Origin of the sequence: Acinetobacter sp. HA (assembly GCF_000264725.1) — a bacterium.
In the GTDB taxonomy this organism is placed as follows: Bacteria; Pseudomonadota; Gammaproteobacteria; order Pseudomonadales; family Moraxellaceae; genus Acinetobacter; species Acinetobacter schindleri.
Genome location: NZ_AJXD01000022.1, coordinates 1 through 22316, shown reverse-complemented (window position 1 = coordinate 22316; position 22316 = coordinate 1). Strand labels below are relative to the sequence as shown.

The following is a 22316-nucleotide window of genomic DNA, read 5'->3' as shown; positions in this document are numbered from 1 at the left end:
GCCTCAGGGCTGTCGTAGTGTATGTTCTGCCTCAAATGCTTTTACCGCCTTAATCCGCTCTTGTGTTGCAGGATGGCTACTAAAGAAATCCCATACTGAGCTTTCGGCCTCCTTATCTTCCCCACTGTCTTTAGCCAGGCGTTCCAGAAAGTTGGCAAAATGAATGGTGGGAATATGCTGGGCCTGCATCGCATTTAAAGCATAGTCATCTGCTTCAGCCTCAAAATTACGCGAATAGCTGGCGCCGACCATGGCTACCGGTAAATTGGTCAGCAAGTCTGAACCATCACCGGTAATCATGATTAAAATTACGCTAAACCCTAAACTGGAAAGTGCCTGTTGCAGGCTATGCCGCTGTACCAGATGGCCCTGTTCATGCGCCAACACCCCCATAATTTCCCGATCATCCTGAGCCAGTGCGACCAGTTCATCAGTCAGGATAATGGTATTATTTGGAATCGCCAGTGCATTGGCACCGATTGCTCCGCCTTGACGGAACACCACTTTCGCCGGCTGATCTCCTGCAACCAGTTGCTGATATTGCGTAACAATCTTCTGCTGACGTGCCTTAGGCAATTTAGTATCTTCAGTCATCTTCAAGACATAGCTTTCTGCTTCATCGCCCATACGCGTCAAAGTGTTGGCAGGCAGATGATGAGCCACATGATAGGAAGCTGCTGGAATGCCCCATTTAATTGTCGCAAAACCCAGTGCCAGTACAAATGCCACACTAAACAGAATTAAAGCCGGGGTGCGTTCCAGTTTCCAGATCGAGTGCTGTAATCCCTTACGCTGTAAATTAAACCATTCTGGCAGCTCAGAAGAAAACTCCAGGCGGGCATCATCTTTGAGTTCAATCACTGGCTGAATTTTTCCAAGTGCTCCAATCAGCTGCATGTCTGCATACAGATAACGCCGCTGCTGTGCATAAGCTTCGCCGTAACGAATCAGTACCGACTGATCATCAATCCGGGACACCTGCGCCGGTTGCGGTTTTGAGACAATGCCATCATAGAAAATGACGTCAGTGACCTGAGCAGACATACTTTTCTCCTGTTATAACGACACATCAATATCGAAGATGTCACTGATCTCTTCTGCCAGCGCACTGTGATCCTGCTGTGCTCTGTTCATCATCATGTCCGGATCATTACGTAAATTCAGGGTTAATGATTCCACCTGATAACGATATAGACGAATCGCTGCCCATGGTGTAAGCAAACCTAAACTCAGAATACGTGCAATCCAGTTAGTCACCAGAATCCAGGTATAGTGCCATTGAGTACACTCGGTCTTGAACTGGCTACGACTGATAGAGGTATTGTTCCAAGTGGTAATAAAAATCCGGGCCTGCATCAGGGGGAAAATGATGAAAAAACCAAAGAGATAAATCGCCACAATCCAGCCGATTAGCGAGCTTAAAACTCCAGGATTGCCAAGATTGGCAAAACTGGAACCTATGCCAAAGATCATCACCGCAACCAGAAAACCCATGAAAATAAACAGCGGGACATACATGGCCTTCATGTAATCGCCCCACTGTGGCATTCAGCCTGAAGTTCAACTGGCCTGCATAGAGATGATCAAAGCAATAACGTTTATATAGCCAGACCAATACCGGGAAAAAGATCCCTAGGGTCAGGATATAAATCAGGATGGCTTTGATAAAGGTCCAGTAAGCTTCCTTATTAGTGCCGCCAAAATAAAACCGGGCATTGCCAAATTTACTGTTGCGGGCATTAAATCGTAGTGTCGCCCGAATTAGCCAGGGTACTGCCAGATAAAGAATCAGCAACCCGACCAGTGTCGCTGTAGTAGACAGGTTTGAAGCAATCGAAATGGCAAAATATAGCCCCAGCGCAATCAGACGCCCCATCAAAATTTTGACTGGTACCCCGGTAAAGTCGAAACGGCGTTGTACAAATTCAGTATTACCATAAAAATAACGCAGACGGCGTACCTTGGCCCAAGGTGAATACAATCCTAAAGTGACGATTGTCAGCAGGATATTCACAATCCAAATACCGAAATATTCACTGGCGGTCCCATAAAAACGAAACTGCTGTAATCCGCCTACCCGTACAGGTCTTACTTCCGGCGTGGCTGGAATATCAGGTGGGAATGGTGGAATGACTGGAGGAATTGTAGATGCGTCTATATCACTGGTATTTTGCATAAACTGCCTTGTTTTTATTATATAAATCTTTGCAAGCATAGCGCATGATCAGACATGGATACCAGCATATTTGCATCCATGCCATGAGTCATTTGCTTTGGGTTATAGCTAAAAATCAGTTTTCGAGCTGTACCGCATGGAACTGTAGATGGTCATCAACAAAGCTCTGAATAAAGTAATAACCGTGATCATAGCCCTGATGTTCACGCAAGGTGAGCTTTTGTCCCACGGCATCACAAGCTTGCTGGAATAAGGCAGGATTCAGCTGGTTATAGAACTGATCATTAAAGCCTTGGTCAATCAGGATATCCGGATAAAGTGCACCTTTGGCTTTGACCAGTTCAGTCGCATCATGTTTGGCCCATTCTGCACGATCTTCACCTAAATAATTGCTAAAGGCCTTTTCACCCCAAGGGCATTGGCTTGGTGCACAGATCGGAGCGAAGGCAGAAACAGAGACAAATTTTTCTGGATATTTAAATGCCAAGGTTAATGCGCCATGCCCCCCCATCGAATGTCCAAAGATACCGATTTTGCCTGGCTGAATTTCAAATTCTTCATTCACTAATGGATAAAGCTCATTCATGAGGAACCTTTCCATCTGGAAGTGTTCAGCCCAAGGAGACTGCGTTGCATTGATATAGAAACCGGCACCCTGTCCGATGTCCCAGTTATCCCCTTCAGCTACCCCTTCACCACGTGGCGAGGTATCTGGTGTAATCAGAATCAGGCCCAGCTGTGCTGCCAGACGCTGCGCATGCGCTTTAATCGCAAAGGTTTCTTCAGTACAGGTCAGACCTGCCAAATAAAATAACGCTGGACAGCTTTGTCCTGCCAAGGCTTGCGGCGGCAGAAATATACCAAAGCGCGCTGAATTTTTTAACACTTTAGAATTAAAGCGATAGATTCGCTGTTCACCTTCAAAACTTCTATTATTCTGTAGCAGTTCCATCATGATTCCTTTTCTATTTTCTAAAGTCATTGATCAGTTTAGGGCGCCAAAGCGACTGACTGGGAAGCTGAAGCTGTTGTCGCTGGCGGGAAAAGACGTTGTTCAAGCTGAGGTAACATCAACTCCATATTCTTACCGATGACCCACTGCGGCTCAGAAGGTTCAAAACCTTGTGCACTTTCCCACTTCGCTACCGTCTGGCTGGCTTGTGTAAAAGCTTCCTTTAAGCTGTCCTGCTCACGCATGGCTTCATCAAAGAAGGCACGGCCAAAGTAGGTATAGTCGGCTTCATTCGAGCAGCCAAAGGACTGGCGATCTGCTGCTGAAGCGGTGATGATCAAGGTATTTTCATTTTGCAGTGCAGAAACAAAACTGCCGGAATAACAGGCAGAAATCACAATGACTCGCCAGCGGATGCCGGATGCATCCAGCGTGTCACGCAGCCACTTTGGATCGACCTGTGCCAGATCTAGCGGTGCATTTTCCATTTCAAATACGTTTGGCAAACCATGCGAGGTCATGTACAGGAAGAGCACATCACTTTCGCGATTCATCTGCTGGCCAATACGGCGTAAAGCCAGTTCCATACTGGTTTTGGAAGCAATTGGCATCTCGGTACGAGCTGCTGGGTGATTTACCAAGGCAATCGAACGACCAAAGGTTCCAAAGCGGGTATCAAACTGTTCCTTGATCCGTTCAATCTCTGAATAGAATACATCTTGATAGCTGGCACCTGCCACACCCACAAAAATACCAGTGTGACTGCGCAAACTCGCCATATTCAATAGAATCCAGCGCTTTGTTTAGTAAATTAGGTTGTGCATAGAAGGCATCTTCAGCAAAGCTGGGCGGGACTTCTTCCACTTTCCAGATCGGCTGATCTTTGACAGAAATCTGCCAAACGACCAAGGTAAACAGGGTTGCCAGCATAATTAGTGCCCGCTCCCACCACGGCCATTTCAGTTCACGTGAGAATACCCAGACCACAGCCAGACTTTGCCAGACAAACAGCATCACAAATAAGGTCGGGATATAGTCATACAGGATGTACGGCAGATAGTCGAGATCGCCCAGATACTGAATCAGACACTGGAACAGCATGATGTGCGTATCCAGTACCAGCCAGAGCAGGGCCGGCACCAGCATCAAACGCGGATTATTGATCCGCTGTGACAGAAAAATCCCGACAATCAGGGCAATAAAAGGCCAGAGTGCGTAGCTAACCAGACCTTGGGAGTTAAATTCCCCAATCCGGCCTGAACTGAGCCAGCTGAACAGGCTGTTGGCACAACCGCCCAGAATGCCCCAGAACACCAGTTGAAGAATGGAGGGACGTACCATTTGCAGGGAACGCCTCGACCCCAGAAACAACCATATTCCGGCAATTTGATTGCTCTTAAAATCGTGCCAAAAATTAATGGATGGTTTGAAGTCGATCATAGGATTTCGGGGAGATCAAGTGGCTCGCTAATTCGCAGAATAAGTTTATGCTTGATAGGACTTTTATCAATGCTATTTTTAACTATATAACAAATCCTTGGCGAATTTTGAAGCAATTATCTTATTCAGCTACAAGATCATGCTGAAAATACGCATCAAAGCGACAAGCATCCCCTTGCCATTGATGATCGGGTGCTTTATCAGCCAGAAAAACGGCAAGACGCGGACGCTTCACCACCACCCGTTTAGCAATTTTCTGTGCCAGTTCCAGCAGGTTATCGCCAAGGTCCATTTCACCATCTTCAGGCAAAAGCATATGCAATAGCTGCATCTGTTTTTTCACCTGTGCCTGTTTCTTGGGTGCCTGCTGATTCTGGTCACGCTGCGGGAACATCGGATCCAGATAAACGACATCCACCATGGCGCTTTCTGCTGCCTGCTGGATTAAATAGTCAGCAGAATCAGAGAAGACCAGATGAATACGCGATACAACCGGATTCAGGAAAGCATCATTCTGCGCACGCGTATGGGTATCTTCCAGCAAGGTAAACAGAATCGGATGACGTTCGACCAGAGTGACATGCGCACCAAGATGTGCCATCAACAGGCTGTCATGACCAAGACCGGCAGTCGCATCAATTAGGGTCGGCTTTTCACCTAGGTTGCAAGCACGTGCAATCATTTCCGACTTCAGTGAAGCACGTTTTAAACGCCCCACTTCCGCTTTCCAGTCCGGTTGCATTTTCATGCCATTGGCACATAGCCATAAACCGTCCGCATCAACACACAGTGCCAGTTCGGGATTCAGGCGAAAGAAACGCGCATTGAGTTTTTCTACGGTCTCAATCTGAACCTGTACACCACGAGAAGAAAGCACAGCCTCAAAGTGCTGTGCTTTCTCGATATATGCAGTTTCAGTGTATAAGCGAATCTCGCTTACCATAATGTCCAGCCTGTGTATGCAAACAATAAAATGAGCAGTCCCGATACAATACGGTACCAGGCAAAAATCATAAAATCACGCTTCGCGACATAAGCGACTAACGCACGGATCAATAACAATGCTGAAATAAAGGATACTAAAAGACCAACAGTGAGTACCACCCAGTCCTGCGTCCCGCTAAACACGTCATAGCTCTGGTATAAGTCTAACAGGCCTGCACCGACAATTACCGGGATACCCAGAAAGAAGGAAAACTCAGTCGCTGCCTTACGTGATACACCGAGGAACATCGCACCGATAATGGTGGCACCAGAACGTGAAGTACCTGGAATCAGCGATAAAACCTGAATCAGACCAATCCAGATAGCATCTTTAATGGTCAGGTCTTCAACTTCTTGGGCACGGACTTGAGGTGGATTCTTTTCAATCCAAATAATGATCAGACCACCGACAATCAAGCCAATCGCAATTGCAATATTGTTGAATAACAATTCTTTTACAGTCTGACCAAAAGTCAGCCCGATAAGTATGATTGGAATCGAAGCCAAAATCAGACCAATACCGAGACGGCGTCCTTGTGGCTCACCACTGACAATCCCGGTGGCGGCTCCCCACAGACGTATCCAGTATTCATAAATCACTGCTGCGATTGCCCCCATCTGGATGGCAATCACGAAAACATCACTCTTTTCCTTGGTCCAGAAATTCATTAATTCTGAAGCCAGAATCAAATGCCCTGTACTGGAAATCGGTAAGAACTCAGTAATACCCTCAACAATACCCATGATTGCCGCTTTCAGCAGCAGTAATAGATCCATGCTTAATCCTGATTAATTATGCTTTGCCTTGTTCTGGAATTTTTTTCCATGCGTTATCGCGTAAATAGACCGGCAGTGCCAATTCAGCACTGACCCAGTTTTCTGATGCTGCTGCCACACGCGCTATCGTGGCAATATCCTGTGCAGTCGCACTGACATCTTTGTATTCAGTGGCTTCTGTTTGAACCAGATGAGCGCCTGAGCCGACTACAGCAAATTTTACTGTGGCGCTACCCTGTTCATAACCAAGCAACTGTTCTTCATCTACTGGCTGCATAATGCCTTGAGCATCCAGCTGATAGCTGGCGATATAAACTTCATTCATACGTGCATCGAGTACCGCAGTCACTTCCGTCAGGCCATGCAAACGGTATGCTGCCTGTGCCAAGGCCTGTAAGGTCGAAACGGGTACCACAGGCAGGTCATTCGACCAAGCCAAGGCTTGTGTTACCGCGGCATTAATACGCACACCGCTAAATGAACCCGGTCCACGACTAAATGCAATCGCAGTCAAATCAGAAACCGCTAGGCTTAAATCTTTTAAAGCCTGCTCGATCATTGGGAGAATTGTTTGCGTTTGTGCCTTTGCGCGCGCATCAAGTTGGAAAAATAATTCTTGAGTGTCATCAATCACAGAAACGGAACACTGCTCATTGGCAGTTTCCAATGCCAGCACTTTCATGCACAACCTTAATTCAGAGAATATAAAAAACGCGGATATGATACTCCACTCATATCCGCTACGCGAGATTTTCCCGAAACAGATACAAAAAAACCTGGCCATCGCCAGGTCAATAAATACAGGTAGAAGAGTTGCTTAAAGCTCAACCTGTTCCAATGGCTGGAACTTCTGAAAATGGTTGGCATAATGCAGTGCGCTCATTTTCAGCTTTTGTACAGTATCTTCATCTAGGGTTTTTATCACTTTGCCCGGCGATCCCATCACCACAGAATTGTCCGGAATCACTTTTCCTTCCGGAATCAGCGCATTCGCGCCAATGATACAGTTTTTACCAATCACGGCATTATTGAGAATTACAGCCTGAATCCCGATCAGGCTATTATCACCAATGGTACAGCCATGCAGCATGGCTTGGTGACCAATCGTCACATAATCACCAATATGCATTTCAATCCCCGCATCAGTATGCAGTACGGCATTTTCCTGTACATTGGTATAGTCCCCAAGATGGATTTTGCTGTTATCACCACGCACCACGGCGCCAAACCAGATACTGACCTGTCTGCCCAATTCAACCTGACCAATCACGGTCGCTGTGGGTGCGACCCAACCATCCCATGGTTGTTGCAGCGCTTTTGGAGAATGTCCCTGAAATTTGTACAACATGCCTGAATATCCTCTTCAGTCCTGAAAGAATTTTGATCGTTTAAAAGCTGGTGAATTAAGTAAGAATGGCCAGTCTTTTTTATAGTCGAGGCCATACTGGAATAAAGAAATCAGCATACGCGCAGTCAGCCCCCAGACCACTTCATTTTCCACGCGCATACTCGGGAAATATAACGACTGCTGGGCAAAGCGTACTTCATAAGGTGTGGGTTTGGCTTCAAGTAAATGCCGTAGTGAGGCAAAGAAAATCCGGTCAATTTCAGTGGGTTGTGGAATCAGCTGAACTTTTGGTGGAATCAGTCCAACAATCGGTTTTACCAACATGCCATTTCGTGCCTTTTGCATGGGCAGATCACCAATGAGCTGCACATCGAAAGGGTTCAGTGCGGTTTCCTCATAGGCTTCGCGTAGCGCTACGACGATATTGCTGGTGTCCTGCGGATCACGCTTACCGCCCGGAAAAGAAACCTCACCGGCATGATTAGACAGATAAGCCGAACGGCGGGTGAGTAAGACCTTGGGATCCGACTCATCCGTAATCGCAATTAACACGGCAGCATGCGCTGGCTGAATCCGCCTGGAAAAGCGCAAACGTTGCTGTAATCTGTGTGTTAAATTGCGTTCATCCATCCACGCTTTCCTCATTCTCATTATGATTTCATCATAGCTGATTTTTGATTCCTGAGGATAGAATTGATGCCAAATTTCAATTTTTCAGTTATCCTGAGTCTACTTTTTGTCATTGATGATGAATATGAACTTCTGTACGGCCTGTGGACATAAGACAACTGAAAAAATACCTTTAGGTGATCAAAAACTTCGTCATGTCTGCAGCTCCTGTGGTTTTATTCATTATATTAATCCAAAGATTATTTGCGGATCCCTAGTGGTCTGGGAAGACAAAGTACTGCTATGCCGACGTGCGATTGAACCTCGTTATGGCCTGTGGACTTTACCTGCCGGCTATATGGAACTGTTTGAAACCATGGAACAAGGCGCAGCACGTGAAACCCGTGAAGAAGCCGAAGCTGAAGTGGAAATCGAACAGCTGTACTGTATGTACAATATTCCACGTATCGGTCAGATTTATGTGCTGTTTAAAACTCAACTGGTGGAAGGCAAATTTGGTGCTGGTGAAGAAACCATTGAATCACGCCTGTTTGACGAAGTGGATATTCCTTGGGCAGAACTAGCATTCCCGAGTGTAGAAAGGACCTTACGTCATTATTTTGAAGACCGTAAAAATAATGTTTTCCCGATGCATCTCGAAACCCTAGGTTCACGTCTGGATCACACTGGTTAAAACAACAAACTACTGAATGCTACATATAAAAAAATGAGCGCCAATAAACGCTCATTTTAGTTTTTTGGAAAATAATTCTGTTTGTTTTACCTACGAAACTGATGCAGTAACTTCCAAGGGTGTTTTCAGGACCTTATTCTGTAAATACTTCAGACCTTCATTCATCTTTTCCTGCACCAACGGCGTCAGCGTATCCACCGTATGACCTTCTGTAGAAATCCCGGGTAATGCCATTAAATGTGCCGTGACATTTGGCATCTCTAACACTTTACGTACATGCTCAGCGAAACCGACCTGACCAATAAAAGGCGCAACTGTATCCAGTTCCCCCTGCTGATTGACATAACAAATCAGGCAAATCTGTACCGGGCGCTTTGCTTCAATTGCTGCACCCAGAATCCGGCCATGGACCTTCTTGATTGCACGTCCATCTGAAGTGGTGGCTTCAGGGAAAAACAGCACTGGAATGTCCTGTTTTAAAAATCCGGTAATCTGCTCACGGATCCGGAGTGAATCTCCCGACCCTCGCTTGATAAATAAAGTTCCCCCGCCCTTCGCCAGTTTGCCAAGCAGCGGCCACTGTTCAATCTCGGCTTTAGCCAGGAAAAACACCCGTGCACTAGAACCGAGTACTGCAATATCCAGCCAGGACACATGATTACTCACCCAAAGTGCGGGTTCTCGTGGAATGGTGCCATGTACCTGCACTTCAATATTAAATACCTTGCATAGCTGACGACAGAAATACTGCACATATCGCGTGTTATGTGGATTATTCGGATTCTTGTATAAACCGTGTCGGTAAACCAGATAGAACCCTTCACTCACCGCTGCGACAGAGGCAACCATTTTTCTGCTATAGAGCAAAAATTTTGCTAAACCACGAATTTCAGATGTTTCATTATTTATAGTCGAGTGCATACAAGGATCACTATTTCCAGGTCGATTCAGGTCATCATCTTCACGTATCTTTACCATTCTATACTGTTCATTCTGAACATGCATTGATTATAAAAACCGTTCAGACGGATTAAATTTTGCAATTTTTATTCAATTAAACGATGAATTATTATATTTCCATTGAATGAGTAAATTATGGAGTTTTATCATGCAGCAAGATCCAAAGGTTACGCTTGAAACCCTTCAACTCACACAAGCACTGAAATACATTTTTGTGGCAACCGCATTTTATGCGGCTGTTTTAGTCGGCCTGGCGCAATTTTTTGTTGCTGCACTCTAACCCAAAACTCACAGAGCAATGCTACCTGTCCCTGTCTTTTTCCACTAAAATGAATTCTATTAAAAAAGTTTTTAAGTAGAGTGTGGACTGAGTGGAATATTTTGAACAGCATCGTGCCAAAGATCGTGTCATTCTGGTCAGTGTGACCGTGCAGATGCTGGAGGATCTGGATGCAGAAGAATTTCACCTGTTGGCCAGTTCAGCAGGGGCAGAAATTCTTGAGCATATGCATGCTCAGCGTTTAAGACCCGATCCTAAATATTTTATCGGCTCCGGCAAGGCTGAGGAAATTGCAGAAAAAGTTGAAGCTCTTGAAGCTGATCTGGTGATTTTTGATCATACCCTGACCCCTGCGCAGGCACGTAACCTTGAACGCGTTGTTAAATGCCGGGTGGTCGACCGTACTGAACTCATTCTGGATATTTTCGCGCTGCGCGCCCGTACTTATGAAGGTAAATTACAGGTCGAACTGGCCCAGTTACAGCATCTTTCTTCTCGCCTGATTCGTAGTCGTGGTAATCTGGATAGCCAGAAAGGGGGTATTGGTTTACGTGGTCCTGGTGAAACTTTACTGGAAACTGACCGACGTTTGCTGCGCGTACGGATGGGGCAACTGAAAGCTCGACTGGATAAAGTCCGTCAAACCCGGATGCAAGGTCGTGTAGCCCGTCAGAAAGCTGCTGTACCTACCATTTCTCTGGTTGGTTATACCAACGCCGGTAAATCTACCCTGTTTAATATTCTTGCAGATAGCGATGTTTATGCAGCTGACCAGCTGTTTGCCACTCTGGATCCGACCTTGCGCCGTCTGGACTGGGAAGGCATTGGCACTGTAGTACTGGCAGATACGGTAGGATTCGTACGTAACCTGTCTCACTCACTGGTAGAATCTTTTAAAGCGACTTTGGAAGAAACCTTAGAAGCCACCCTGTTGCTGCACGTGATTGATTCCAGCAGTCCGGAAATTCTGGAACAGATTGATGCAGTAGAAAGTGTGCTCAAGGAAATTGGGGCTAATGTTCCAGTACTTCGTGTCTATAATAAAATTGACCAAAGCGGTGAAGAAGCCAAGATTATCTATCACAAACCCAATCAGCCAGAACGGGTGTATGTGTCTGCTCACACTGGAGAAGGGATTGACCTGCTACGTAAGGCGGTACATGAAGCGTTGATGGGAGAACTGCAAAAGTTTGAACTTAAGTTACAGCCTGCACATGGCAAACTGCGTAATCAACTTTATGATCTGAATGTGATTCAGTCCGAGCATTATGACGAGCAAGGTCAGCTGCATTTGCAGGTCAGTATTGCTCCACAGAAACTGGCACAGATCATTCGCCAGGCACATCTCTCCCTAGAAGATATTTTGGGTGAGCAAGCAGTTCAGTTTCAACGGCCACTTGAAGAATTTGAAATACCGCGTAAGATCGACTAAAACTCGATAAATCAAATTAAATAGACTCTAAAATGAACTGGATTAAGCATATAGATTGGCCAGCATGGATCGGCACGCTGCTTCTGATTATTGTCTTTCGGGAAGCAGCAGTATGGATCATGACCCAGTTAGAGCACCCTGAGTTAGGCAATCTGGTCGGTTTGATCAGCCTGCTCATCGTCCTGTTTAGCTGGCGTCGCTGGAGCAAAATTCCTGCCCGACTGGTGGATACCAATAACAAGATTATGAAAGAAAGTGCCTTTGCATTTTTACCTGTCAGCGCCGGCTCATTGATGATGCTGGTGCATATGGGACATAAAATTCCAGCCTTTCTGCTGATTCTGTTTGTTAGTACGCTCATTCCATTATGGGTCTATGCAAAAATGGCCAAGCGCTGGCTTTAGGAGATCATTATGTTATCTGTACTCTATGGTTTCCTGATCACGCTAGTGGCCTATCTTGCGGCTAAACCATGTAACCGTGTGATTCCTAAAATTCCGGTCATTGTCTTTGGCATGTTCTTTGTGCTGGCTATTCTGTTTGTACTGGGTGTTCCTTATGAACATTATACGGAAGACACCAATCCCCTGTTTAACCGTCTTTTAGGTTATGTTACGGTGGCCTTGGCAATTCCTCTGGCAGCGATGCGCTATGATGACCTGCCATTAAAAGGTGTGATTGGAATTCTGATCTTCGCCAGTATCAGTGCAGTTGCCCTGCCCATGGGACTCGCTTATCTGTTACATATGGCAGCCGGTGACATCATGGCCTTTGCCACTCGTGCAGTTACTACCCCAATTGCGATTAATATCGCGACTTTACTGGATGCACCAATTAGCCTGGTGATTCTGATTGTAATTCTGTCTGGTGTCATTGGGGCTGCGTTTTCCCCTCTCATTCTGCGTCATATCAATGACGAACGTGCTTCTGGTCTTGCACTGGGCCTTGCCGCTCATGCGATTGGCACAGCACAAGCCTGGCAGCGTGGTAGTGTTGCAGGTCGATACGCAGCATTTGGTATGGCAGTGAATGCTGTCTTTACGGCCCTCTGGCTACCGACTTTTATTCTATATCTTCAGAATCTTTAATCTGACCACATCGTCATTTTTAGATGACTATATCTATTTTATTATAGTCATCTTATTCTTATATCGATTTAGATAAAAATATGAACTATTAAATTCTAATGACAAATTAGTCACTTCATAAATTCATTTAAGTTTCATACCAGTAATTAAATTGACCTAAATGACAGATTTTAACTTAGTAATTTTATATATTTATAATCTTTTCAATCGTTTTAATATTACTAATTCCCCTATTTTCGACTTGGCTACACGCTGTCTCTTTGGTCAGTTATTTTAAATATTTTTCTCTCACTTTCCTATACATCATTCAATATGGGTTAAAAATCACGTTTCCACCCACAAGAATATTGTTATAATCTTTAAGACTTAAGTATGAATCTCTGCCTATATTCAACTTGCATTTTTTTATATAAGGTTGTATGAATAATAAACATACAGATTTTTTTAATCTTTGTGTATTAAAACTTCATATACAGCAAGAGTGAAGCAAATCAAATGGATATTTGATTTTGAAATACAAGGAAATTGAATGAAAACAATGAGTGTTTTCAGGACATCTGGTGTTGCTTTAAACCCAATTTCTTGTGGAGAGAATTGGATAAATATTTGGCAGCAGATGCATGACAAGACAGATCCGGCCATGATCCTGATTAAATCGGCGAAATATAATAGAGGTGGCTTATCTAGAAATTTAGGCAACTCATTATCCCACCCACTTTTTGGTAATAAGCCAAGAAAACAAGGTGCTGATCATTTGCCCTCCACTCAGTACTCATTTGAAATACTGGAGCCAGAAGCCTTCAACAAATTGAAATTCACTGCATTACATCATGCTGGAAACGCTACGCTGCAATCAGCATCCGATATACATATTCATGACCTGATTAATCAGGTCGCTGTCGATGGAAATTCCTTAAATTTATATGACCATACTCAAGTTTCGGTCATGGGACTTAAACACAACTGAATTCTTAGTGCAGACTGATCAAAAAATAACTAGTGACTGTCTGTAACAAACCACATGGGGATGATTAATATGAAAAAATCTAAAATCGCAATGATGCTAATGGGTGCATGTATGACTGTGTCAGCTTTTGCACAGGATTTGACCGGCACTTGGCAACAAATTGATGATAAAACTGGCTCCCCTAAAGCCATTATTGAAATTCGTCAAGAAAATAACGGTACCTACGTGGGTAAAATCGTGAAAGTAACGCCTCGCCCTGGTTATACCCCACAAAAAAGCTGTAACAACTGCCCGGCACCGTATACCAATCAACCGATTCTAGGCATGGATGTACTTACCGGCTTAAAACAAGTAGGTAAAGCCAATAACTATGATAAGGGTCGGATCATCGATCCACTGACCGGCAAAGTTTATGATGCCAAAGCTCGCCTGAATGCGACTGGCAAGCGTCTCACCTTACGTGGCTATATCGGTGTATCGACATTAGGCCGTAGTCAGACCTGGATTCGTCAGGATTAATTTACATTATTTCTGCTATAAAAAAGCCACGTTGAAACGTGGCTTTTTAGTTCTGGATATCTTAAAGCACGGGATTATGAACCGCGAACATCTGCTGGTCTTCTAATCGATAAGCCAGCAACTGATTGCCCCAAACACAGCCACCATCGACATTTTGAACATGTTCGGAAATCGTCTTACCCTGTAATCCTGCCCAATGCCCGAAGATAATTTGATGCGTCTTGGCAGCTTTCGACTCAAACTCAAACCAGGGTCTGAAGCCTTCTGGCATTGGATCATTCAGAGAGTCTTTAAAACTGTATTCTAAACGTCCTTCTATATCGGTTAAACGCATCCGCGTCAGGTAATTCACGATACAACGTATACGCTCATGACCCTCTAACTCATCTGACCAGAGTGCTGGCTCTTTGCCAAACATGTCGCTCAGGAACGCATCCATGACTTCAAAATCATCATGACCTATGACTGCTTCTACTTCTTTAGCTAACTCAGCAGTCTTGGCAACATCCCAAAGTTTAGGAATACCGGCATGCGTGAGCACTGTCTGTTCATTCGGGAACAGACACATAGGCTGTTTCCGCAGCCAGTCAATCAGATCATCACTGTCGATGGCATCAATCACATCACGGACATTGTCCTTGTCTTTAATCGGCTTAATGCCGCGTGCATAAGCCAATAAAGTCAAATCATGGTTGCCCAGCACTGTTGCAGCGACACCATTATCGACCAACTTTTTAATGAAGCGCAACGCGCCCAGCGAGTTTTCACCCCGAGCGACCAGGTCACCCGCAAACCAGATAAAATCCTGATCCGGATCAAAGCGGATTTCTTTCAGTAATGCCTTCAAGGCCTCAAAACAGCCTTGCACATCACCAATCACATAATTGTATCGAACAGTGCGAGTCATTCTTTTTAAGCTACCATTTGATCAGATAAAGCCACAAATTGAGCAAGTGTCAGAGTCTCTGGACGTGCCATTGGGTCTACACCTGCCTTTTCAAAACCATCTTCAACCAACATGCCTTTCAGACTATTACGCAAAGTTTTACGGCGCTGGGTAAATACGTGGGATACCAGACGTGCCAAAGCTTTTTCATTTTTCGCCACGATCGGTTTAACGTCATAGGGTTCTAAACGGAATACCGCAGAAGTCACTTTTGGCGGCGGATTAAACGAACCTGGTGGCACTTCAAACAAGAATGTCGGTTTGCAGTAATACTGAATCATCACCGACAAACGGCCATATTCTTTGGTGTTCGGTGAAGCGGTAATACGATCGACTACTTCTTTTTGCAGCATGAAGTGCATGTCTTTAACTTTGTCACCGAATTCCAAGAGATGGAACAATAATGGTGTCGAAATGTTATATGGCAGATTACCAACTACACGTAATGGACGACCTTCTTTAAATAAATTGGTGAAGTCGTACTTCAATGCATCTGTTTCAACAATCGTTAAACGCTCAGGATGCGGAACACGACCCGGCAAACCTGCAGCCAAGTCACGATCAAGCTCCAGAACGGTTAAAGCATCACATTCACCAATCAAAGGTGAAGTTAAAGCGGCCAGACCTGGACCAATTTCAACAATATTTTCGCCTGCACGCGGATTGACTGAACGGACAATTTTGGCAATGACACGTTGGTCATGTAAGAAGTTTTGACCAAAACGCTTACGCGTGTGATGCCCTTCATCTTTCGGGTTTAAGGCATTAATCTGATACATAGACATTTCCAACGTGTAATAAAGACGAGATCATTGACGCGCTAAATCCAGCGCCAAATCCACAGCCACATGCAAGCTTGAGCTTTTCGCAAGGCCTGTACCTGCGAGGGAGAGTGCTGTGCCGTGATCGACAGAAGTTCGGATAAACGGTAAGCCCAAAGTAATATTGATGGCTTCACCAAAGCCCTGAGATTTTAACACAGGTAAACCCTGATCGTGATACATCGCCAGTACCGCATCGGTATCTTTCAAGTTTTCAGGAGTAAATAAAGTATCTGCAGGTAGGCTCAGGCTCATATTGATACCTTGCGCACGATAAGTTTCCAGCACAGGATTGATCACTTCAATCTCTTCCATCCCCAAATAACCGCCCTCGCCTGCATGCGGATTTAAACCACAGACCAGAATCTTTGGCTGTTTGATTTTAAATTTGGATTGTAAATCATGAATCAGGATATCAATCACCTGATGCAGACGCTCAGGCGTAATTGCATCCGCGACTGCCCGTAACGGAAGATGCGTTGTTGCTAAAGCGACACGTAAGGTTTTAGTTGCCAGCATCATCACGACACGAGGCACACCAGCAAATTCCTGATAATATTCAGTATGCCCACTGAAATGGATTCCGGCATCATTAATGACTGACTTTTGCACTGGTGCTGTTGCCACACCAACACTTTTCCCGGTCATGGCATAGTCAGCTGAACGACGTAATTGTTCCAATACATAAGCAGCGTTATGGCTATTGAGCTCACCCAATATCACTTGTTGTTTCAAAGGTACATGCTCGACATAGAGCTGACCTTCTTCAGAAGAAGACTCTTGTCCCTTATATTCAATCAGCTCTATTGCCAGATTTAAATGCTGGGCACGCTGACCCAACATTTCTAGATCCGCAAGTACCACAATCGGACGCTCATCAACCCGATTTGCCAGACTCAAGCAGATATCAGGACCAATTCCGGCAGGTTCACCGCTGGTGACATATAAAGGCAGCATCTTCTTCTCTATTCACTAAGGCCTTCAATAGTATAGCCTGTTTCAAACAGGCTTGCGTGCAGCGATCTGTACAGTGTTTTGGACTGTTGTGATTCTCAGAGAAATCTGCGTTACAAATCTTGCCAGTTATTTTTATGCATTCTGCTTAATTTTTCTTCCCTTATGCTCGTAGATTATATAAAATACAGCGCTTGAAATTTTTAATTTTCATTTGTGATTCTTCACGTATTCGTTTAGAATCTCGTCTCCTTTTGTTTGGACAGATTCCACCGTCCAAACCAACTATAATAGGTAGTGGTTTAATGAAAACTCTCAGTGCTAAGCCAGCTGAAGTTCAACACGACTGGTACGTTGTTGATGCTTCTGGCAAAACTCTAGGCCGTCTTGCGACGGAAATCGCTCGTCGTTTACGCGGTAAGCACAAAACTTCTTATACTCCTCACGTTGACACTGGCGATTACATCGTTGTTATTAATGCTGAGCAAGTTCAAGTGACTGGTAAAAAATCACTTGATAAGAAATACTATCGCCATACTGGTTTCCCTGGTGGTATCCGTGAAACTAACTTCGAGAAATTAGTTGCACACAAACCAGAAGAGATCTTCCAACGCGCTGTTAAAGGCATGTTGCCAAAAGGTCCTCTTGGTTATGCAATGATCAAGAAAATGAAAGTGTACGCTGGTACTGAGCATCCTCACACAGCTCAACAGCCACAAGTTTTGGACATCTAAGGGATACAGCACATGGCTACAAACTATGGTACAGGTCGCCGTAAGACCGCAACTGCACGTGTTTTCCTATCTGCTGGTACTGGTAAACTCGTAATTAACAACCGTTCTTTAGAACAATACTTCGGTCGTGAGACTGCTCGTATGGTTGTTAACCAACCGTTAGAACTTCTTGAAGCAACTAACAAATACGACCTTTACATCACTGTTGCTGGTGGTGGTATCGGTGGTCAAGCAGGCGCTATCCGTCACGGTATTACTCGTGCATTGATCGCTGCTGACGAAACTCTTAAACCTGCTCTTCGTCAAGCTGGTTTCGTTACTCGTGATGCTCGTGAAGTTGAACGTAAGAAACTTGGTTTACGTAAAGCTCGTAAACGTCCTCAATTCTCTAAACGTTAATTCGTTTACCGAATCGGACAAAAAACCCTGGTTTATTCCAGGGTTTTTTTATGGCTTTAAATTTACCACTGAATAGAATTGTATATATTATTGTTCATGAACATCTTTACCCCATACCCCTTCATGACACCAGAAGGACTTGGTCAGATAATAGTTGGCTATACCTATAATCACAAACACTATGATTAAACCTAAATTCATGATCATCTTGTTCTGCTCCTTTCATTTTTTCTTATAATCTACCCTGTCAAAAGCCAATTGGTCTTTTATGCTTCGTGCTTTTTAGGTTGATTTTTAGTATCCTATTCTACTCACTAAAATTTGCTCAGGATTTATGTCAGTCGAAAGCGCGCCACTTCAAGGAATCACCTTATATAGCCATGCCGATGACTTTCGTTCCCATTGGATTCGCTACGTTCTTACCGAAAAACAAATTAAATATCATTTAATCTTGGTCGATAGTGACGATGAGGACTTGGCCAGTCTAAATCCTTATAATCAGCTACCGATGCTGATTGAAAATGATCTGAAATTATTTATTAGCCAGATTATTTCTGAATATATTGATGATCGCTATCGTCAGAACAAGCTCTATGCCGATGCACCGATGCCGCGAGCCGAGCAACGCCAATATCTATGGCGCTTCGAACATGACTGGCTTAAACTGGCCGATATCATGCTCAAACACCCGGATTCTTTAGATCCCGCTGCGAAAGCTCAGGCGCAAAAACAGCTTCGCGATATTCTGGTATCCCTGATGCCACTATTTCAGCACTTTCCCTATTTCATGTCAGAGCAGTTCAGTATCTTGGACTGCATGCTTGCGCCGATGTTTATCCGTTTGCACAGTATGGGTGTAGAATTACCTAAACAGCAATGCCGCCCATTCTATCTGTATTGCCAGCGAATCTTTAGCCGTCCTGCTTTTATCAAATCAATGACGTTGCAGGAAAAGAACCGCTACGCTGCCCAGTTATCAAATTAATCGAGTACTCATTATGTCTGAACAGGAATTCAACCTCACGCCTACACGTCCTTATATGTCTCGTGCGATTTATGAATGGATCTGTGATAACAATATGACACCATACCTGTTGGTTGATGCTACGCGTCCAAATACCATGGTTCCAGAACAGTTTATTAAAGATGGCCAGATCATTCTAAATATCGTACCGCACGCCGTACATGCGCTACATATGAGCAATGACGCGATTACATTCTCAGCACGTTTCGGTGGTGTATCACGTGATATTTATGTACCAATGGCTGCGGTACTGGGTATCTATGCACGTGAAAATGGTCAGGGACTATTCTTTGATCCAAATGAATATGAGCATACACAAACTGAAGAAGATGCTTTAAAATCAAACATTGAAGAAGAACCTGAAACACCAAAGAAAAACCAAGCCTCAGGTTATTAGATTAAATAAGAACGGAGTAAGTGAATGGCTTTTGATTTAGTACAATATTTTGTTGAACAGATAGAAACTCAAAAGCCTGAGCTTCTAAGTCAGTATCCAAAGCAGGAACGTCGTGCATACATTGCCGAAATCAGTGCGCTGACTTTAGGTAAGCTGGTTAGTGAATGGAAGCTTAATCCGAATAAGATCTATAATGAAATTAATCATCCTGATGAACTATATATTCAGGAAATTGCCCGTCATCTGAGTACACTTAAATCCAATCAGTCTACTCTTTCTCGTGAAGTACAAGAAGCTAATATTTATGAGATTTTCAAACTTCAGCTCATAGAGCTTAAACAGCTACATGATACCGGCAATCATAATCTGAACAGTATTCAGGAACTGTTATATGGTCAGATCGAGCATCTTTCTGGTCAAGCAGATGATTGGGTTTGGACAACAAATAATCTGTTAGAACTGAAAGGCTCTAAACCAATGCCACAAGAAGAGCTATCATTGGAGGCAACGATGAAGGAGTTTAATCAGATGGTCAGCCAAAACAATCAGTCCCTAGAACATGACGTTGAAGATGTGGTTGTAGTCAATGCGCCAACTTGGGCAAAAATTGCAGAGCCTGTAGTGGCGATTGTGATCCTATGGGTACTTCTAGATCAGGTTATGAAAGTGTTTGCTTAAATTATCCATCTAATAAAAAACCAGCTTTGAGCTGGTTTTTTATTTCTATGTAAACATACAGCATATGACTAGAAATAATATTTATATGTAAATCTTTAATCCTTTATGAAATATACACCGTAAATATCAATGCACTTCATATAAGGCGTTTGAGTCCATACAGCTACAAGTCTATCTACCGATAGCTCGCAAAACGTTCTATTACCACTAGGGTGGTAGGTAAAACAAAGTTATTCACCTTCCACCCGTCCTCCTAGGCACTGTAGGTACGTATTTAATAGCGATACAGCACTTAGCATCAGCTAAAAAAACTACCAAAATCAATTACAGGGAATCCATCCTAGAAGATAGCAACCACTATGAATTTATATAGTGTGCAGATTTTCTGCTATGGGTTTAGATTAAAAATCAATATTTAGATACTTTCTTAAATCCTAGACATAAAAAAACACCCCCTGTCATTTGACAGGGGGTGTTTAGAATAATGAGCTGGCGATGACTTACTCTCACATGGGAAACCCCACACTACCATCAGCGCTAAGAGGTTTCACTTCTGAGTTCGGGAAGGGATCAGGTGGTTCACTCTTGCTATGGTCGCCAGCACAACTGTTTATGACTTTGCGTTTGGTCTTATTTAGATGCCAATGCTTGGTCAAATCTTGCACTCGTTCAAAACAGTGTTTTGAACATCGTTCATTAATAGAAATATCTGAGTTGCAGTAGTTTGTTCTTTAGCGTTCACTAAATCAAGCTGTTTTGCTTAATATCGAATCAATTGAGCTTTTATACAACAACTGTTTGGGTGTTGTATAGTCAAGCCTCACGAGCAATTAGTATTGGTCAGCTTCATGTATCGCTACACTTCCACATCCAACCTATCAACGTCGTAGTCTTCAACGGCTCTTTAGGTGACATAAAGTCACAGGGAAATCTTATCTTGAGGTAGGCTTCCCGCTTAGATGCTTTCAGCGGTTATCCCTTCCGAACATAGCTACCCGGCGATGCGACTGGCGTCACAACCGGTACACCAGAGGTTCGTCCACTCTGGTCCTCTCGTACTAGGAGCAGATCCTCTCAAATTTCCAGCGCCCACGGTAGATAGGGACCGAACTGTCTCACGACGTTCTAAACCCAGCTCGCGTACCTCTTTAAATGGCGAACAGCCATACCCTTGGGACCTGCTTCAGCCCCAGGATGAGATGAGCCGACATCGAGGTGCCAAACACCGCCGTCGATATGAACTCTTGGGCGGTATCAGCCTGTTATCCCCAGAGTACCTTTTATCCGTTGAGCGATGGCCCTTCCATACAGAACCACCGGATCACTAAGACCTACTTTCGTACCTGCTCGACTTGTGGGTCTCGCAGTTAAGCGCGCTTTTGCCTTTATACTCTACGCGTGATTTCCGACCACGCTGAGCGCACCTTCGTACTCCTCCGTTACTCTTTAGGAGGAGACCGCCCCAGTCAAACTACCCACCAGACATGGTCCTCGTCCCGGATAACGGGACAGAGTTAGAACCTCAATATTACCAGGGTGGTATTTCAAGGACGGCTCCATGGCAACTAGCGTCGCCACTTCAAAGCCTCCCACCTATCCTACACAAGTAAGATCAAAGTTCAATGTCAAGCTGCAGTAAAGGTTCACGGGGTCTTTCCGTCTAGCCGCGGGTACACCGCATCTTCACGGCGATTTCGATTTCACTGAGCCTCTGCTGGAGACAGCGCCCCCATCATTATGCCATTCGTGCAGGTCGGAACTTACCCGACAAGGAATTTCGCTACCTTAGGACCGTTATAGTTACGGCCGCCGTTTACTGGGGCTTCGATCAAGAGCTTCGCTTACGCTAACCCCATCAATTAACCTTCCAGCACCGGGCAGGCATCACACCCTATACGTCCACTTTCGTGTTTGCAGAGTGCTATGTTTTTAATAAACAGTTGCAGGGGCCTGGTTTCTGAGGCTGCCAACAGCTCAAGGAGCAAGTCCTATCACCGCCGGCAGCGTACCTTCTCCCGAAGTTACGGTACCATTTTGCCTAGTTCCTTCAGCAGAGTTCTCTCAAGCGCTTTGGTCTACTCGACCTGACCACCTGTGTCGGTTTCGGGTACGATTCCTGTTTAACTGAAGCTTAGAG

The 22316-nt window shown here is 44.4% G+C and carries 22 protein-coding genes, 2 rRNA genes and 3 pseudogenes; 12 read left to right on the top strand and 15 right to left on the bottom strand.

The window, feature by feature from the left end:
- Nucleotides 1-3 precede the first annotated feature (3 nt).
- The 9 genes and pseudogenes from HADU_RS05895 to HADU_RS05855 form a co-directional block, all read right to left on the bottom strand.
- Nucleotides 4-1044 (bottom strand): M48 family metallopeptidase, encoded by a 1041-nt coding sequence (locus HADU_RS05895; RefSeq protein WP_008304397.1) that lies wholly within the window; start codon nt 1042-1044, stop codon nt 4-6.
- 12 nt (nt 1045-1056) lie between these two features.
- Nucleotides 1057-2176 (bottom strand): annotated as a pseudogene (locus HADU_RS05890) (YjgN family protein).
- A 115-nt stretch (nt 2177-2291) separates the two neighbouring features.
- Nucleotides 2292-3128 carry an S-formylglutathione hydrolase gene (gene fghA, locus HADU_RS05885; protein ID WP_004811257.1) on the bottom strand — a complete coding sequence of 279 codons (837 nt, stop codon included), beginning with the start codon at nt 3126-3128 and terminating at the stop codon, nt 2292-2294.
- Between the two features lie 38 nt (nt 3129-3166).
- A pseudogene (locus HADU_RS05880) lies at nt 3167-4568 on the bottom strand (C13 family peptidase).
- Nucleotides 4569-4689: 121 nt separating this feature from the next.
- Nucleotides 4690-5511: a class I SAM-dependent methyltransferase gene (locus HADU_RS05875; RefSeq protein ID WP_008304391.1), complete on the bottom strand. Its 822-nt coding sequence runs from the start codon at nt 5509-5511 to the stop codon at nt 4690-4692.
- The gene (locus HADU_RS05870) at nt 5505-6329 is read right to left on the bottom strand and encodes an undecaprenyl-diphosphate phosphatase (RefSeq protein WP_008304389.1); all 825 of its coding nucleotides are present in this window, start codon (nt 6327-6329) and stop codon (nt 5505-5507) included. Before HADU_RS05870 ends, HADU_RS05875 begins: the two co-directional genes overlap by 7 nt.
- 16 nt (nt 6330-6345) lie before the next feature.
- Entirely contained in the window at nt 6346-7011 is a 666-nt protein-coding gene (tsaB, locus tag HADU_RS05865) for a tRNA (adenosine(37)-N6)-threonylcarbamoyltransferase complex dimerization subunit type 1 TsaB (protein ID WP_008304387.1), read from the bottom strand.
- 135 nt (nt 7012-7146) lie between these two features.
- Nucleotides 7147-7677: a gamma carbonic anhydrase family protein gene (locus HADU_RS05860; protein ID WP_008304386.1), complete on the bottom strand. Its 531-nt coding sequence runs from the start codon at nt 7675-7677 to the stop codon at nt 7147-7149.
- A gap of 15 nt (nt 7678-7692) precedes the next feature.
- Entirely contained in the window at nt 7693-8307 is a 615-nt protein-coding gene (locus HADU_RS05855; protein WP_004811271.1) for an NUDIX hydrolase, read from the bottom strand.
- A 124-nt stretch (nt 8308-8431) separates the two neighbouring features.
- On the opposite strand from HADU_RS05855, the gene HADU_RS05850 reads away from it, so the two are divergent.
- Complete coding sequence (locus HADU_RS05850; RefSeq protein ID WP_008304383.1) at nt 8432-8980, top strand: NUDIX hydrolase; 549 nt, start codon at nt 8432-8434, stop codon at nt 8978-8980.
- Nucleotides 8981-9070: 90 nt separating this feature from the next.
- Here the strand turns inward: HADU_RS05850 and HADU_RS05845 are convergent, their stop codons facing one another.
- Entirely contained in the window at nt 9071-9901 is an 831-nt protein-coding gene (locus HADU_RS05845; RefSeq protein WP_034424231.1) for a lysophospholipid acyltransferase family protein, read from the bottom strand.
- A 187-nt stretch (nt 9902-10088) separates the two neighbouring features.
- Between HADU_RS05845 and HADU_RS15995 the strand changes: the two genes are divergently transcribed.
- The 6 genes from HADU_RS15995 (at nt 10089) to HADU_RS05820 (ending at nt 14226) form a co-directional block, all read left to right on the top strand.
- Entirely contained in the window at nt 10089-10220 is a 132-nt protein-coding gene (locus HADU_RS15995) for a hypothetical protein (protein ID WP_004811279.1), read from the top strand.
- A 91-nt stretch (nt 10221-10311) separates the two neighbouring features.
- Complete coding sequence (hflX, locus tag HADU_RS05840; RefSeq protein ID WP_004811281.1) at nt 10312-11652, top strand: ribosome rescue GTPase HflX; 1341 nt, start codon at nt 10312-10314, stop codon at nt 11650-11652.
- 32 nt (nt 11653-11684) lie between these two features.
- Nucleotides 11685-12056: a hypothetical protein gene (locus HADU_RS05835; protein WP_004811284.1), complete on the top strand. Its 372-nt coding sequence runs from the start codon at nt 11685-11687 to the stop codon at nt 12054-12056.
- A 9-nt stretch (nt 12057-12065) separates the two neighbouring features.
- Nucleotides 12066-12740, top strand: coding sequence for an LrgB family protein (locus tag HADU_RS05830; protein ID WP_004811286.1), 675 nt, complete (start codon nt 12066-12068; stop codon nt 12738-12740).
- A 529-nt stretch (nt 12741-13269) separates the two neighbouring features.
- Nucleotides 13270-13707: a hypothetical protein gene (locus HADU_RS05825; RefSeq protein ID WP_004811288.1), complete on the top strand. Its 438-nt coding sequence runs from the start codon at nt 13270-13272 to the stop codon at nt 13705-13707.
- Nucleotides 13708-13776: 69 nt separating this feature from the next.
- Nucleotides 13777-14226 (top strand): DUF2147 domain-containing protein, encoded by a 450-nt coding sequence (locus tag HADU_RS05820; RefSeq protein ID WP_004811291.1) that lies wholly within the window; start codon nt 13777-13779, stop codon nt 14224-14226.
- 61 nt (nt 14227-14287) lie between these two features.
- Here HADU_RS05820 and HADU_RS05815 read toward each other — a convergent pair whose 3' ends face one another.
- The 3 genes from HADU_RS05815 to pdxA are packed head-to-tail and all read right to left on the bottom strand — an operon-like array spanning nt 14288 to nt 16950.
- Nucleotides 14288-15133 (bottom strand): symmetrical bis(5'-nucleosyl)-tetraphosphatase, encoded by an 846-nt coding sequence (locus HADU_RS05815; RefSeq protein ID WP_004811294.1) that lies wholly within the window; start codon nt 15131-15133, stop codon nt 14288-14290.
- A 5-nt stretch (nt 15134-15138) separates the two neighbouring features.
- Nucleotides 15139-15951 (bottom strand): 16S rRNA (adenine(1518)-N(6)/adenine(1519)-N(6))-dimethyltransferase RsmA, encoded by an 813-nt coding sequence (gene rsmA / locus HADU_RS05810; RefSeq protein ID WP_004811295.1) that lies wholly within the window; start codon nt 15949-15951, stop codon nt 15139-15141.
- Nucleotides 15952-15981: 30 nt separating this feature from the next.
- Nucleotides 15982-16950, bottom strand: coding sequence for a 4-hydroxythreonine-4-phosphate dehydrogenase PdxA (gene pdxA, locus HADU_RS05805; RefSeq protein WP_004811297.1), 969 nt, complete (start codon nt 16948-16950; stop codon nt 15982-15984).
- Between the two features lie 302 nt (nt 16951-17252).
- Between pdxA and rplM the strand changes: the two genes are divergently transcribed.
- The 5 genes and pseudogenes from rplM (at nt 17253) to HADU_RS05780 (ending at nt 20179) form a co-directional block, all read left to right on the top strand.
- Entirely contained in the window at nt 17253-17681 is a 429-nt protein-coding gene (gene rplM / locus HADU_RS05800; RefSeq protein ID WP_004811299.1) for a 50S ribosomal protein L13, read from the top strand.
- 12 nt (nt 17682-17693) lie between these two features.
- Entirely contained in the window at nt 17694-18080 is a 387-nt protein-coding gene (rpsI, locus tag HADU_RS05795; protein ID WP_004811301.1) for a 30S ribosomal protein S9, read from the top strand.
- 334 nt (nt 18081-18414) lie between these two features.
- Nucleotides 18415-19065 carry a glutathione S-transferase N-terminal domain-containing protein gene (locus tag HADU_RS05790; RefSeq protein WP_004811304.1) on the top strand — a complete coding sequence of 217 codons (651 nt, stop codon included), beginning with the start codon at nt 18415-18417 and terminating at the stop codon, nt 19063-19065.
- Nucleotides 19066-19078: 13 nt separating this feature from the next.
- A pseudogene (locus HADU_RS05785) lies at nt 19079-19506 on the top strand (ClpXP protease specificity-enhancing factor).
- 19 nt (nt 19507-19525) lie between these two features.
- The gene (locus tag HADU_RS05780) at nt 19526-20179 is read left to right on the top strand and encodes a hypothetical protein (protein ID WP_004811309.1); all 654 of its coding nucleotides are present in this window, start codon (nt 19526-19528) and stop codon (nt 20177-20179) included.
- Between the two features lie 487 nt (nt 20180-20666).
- Here HADU_RS05780 and rrf read toward each other — a convergent pair.
- A 5S ribosomal RNA gene (gene rrf, locus HADU_RS05775) occupies nt 20667-20781 on the bottom strand.
- A 207-nt stretch (nt 20782-20988) separates the two neighbouring features.
- Nucleotides 20989-22316: ribosomal RNA gene (locus HADU_RS05770) — 23S ribosomal RNA — on the bottom strand; the annotation flags it as partial.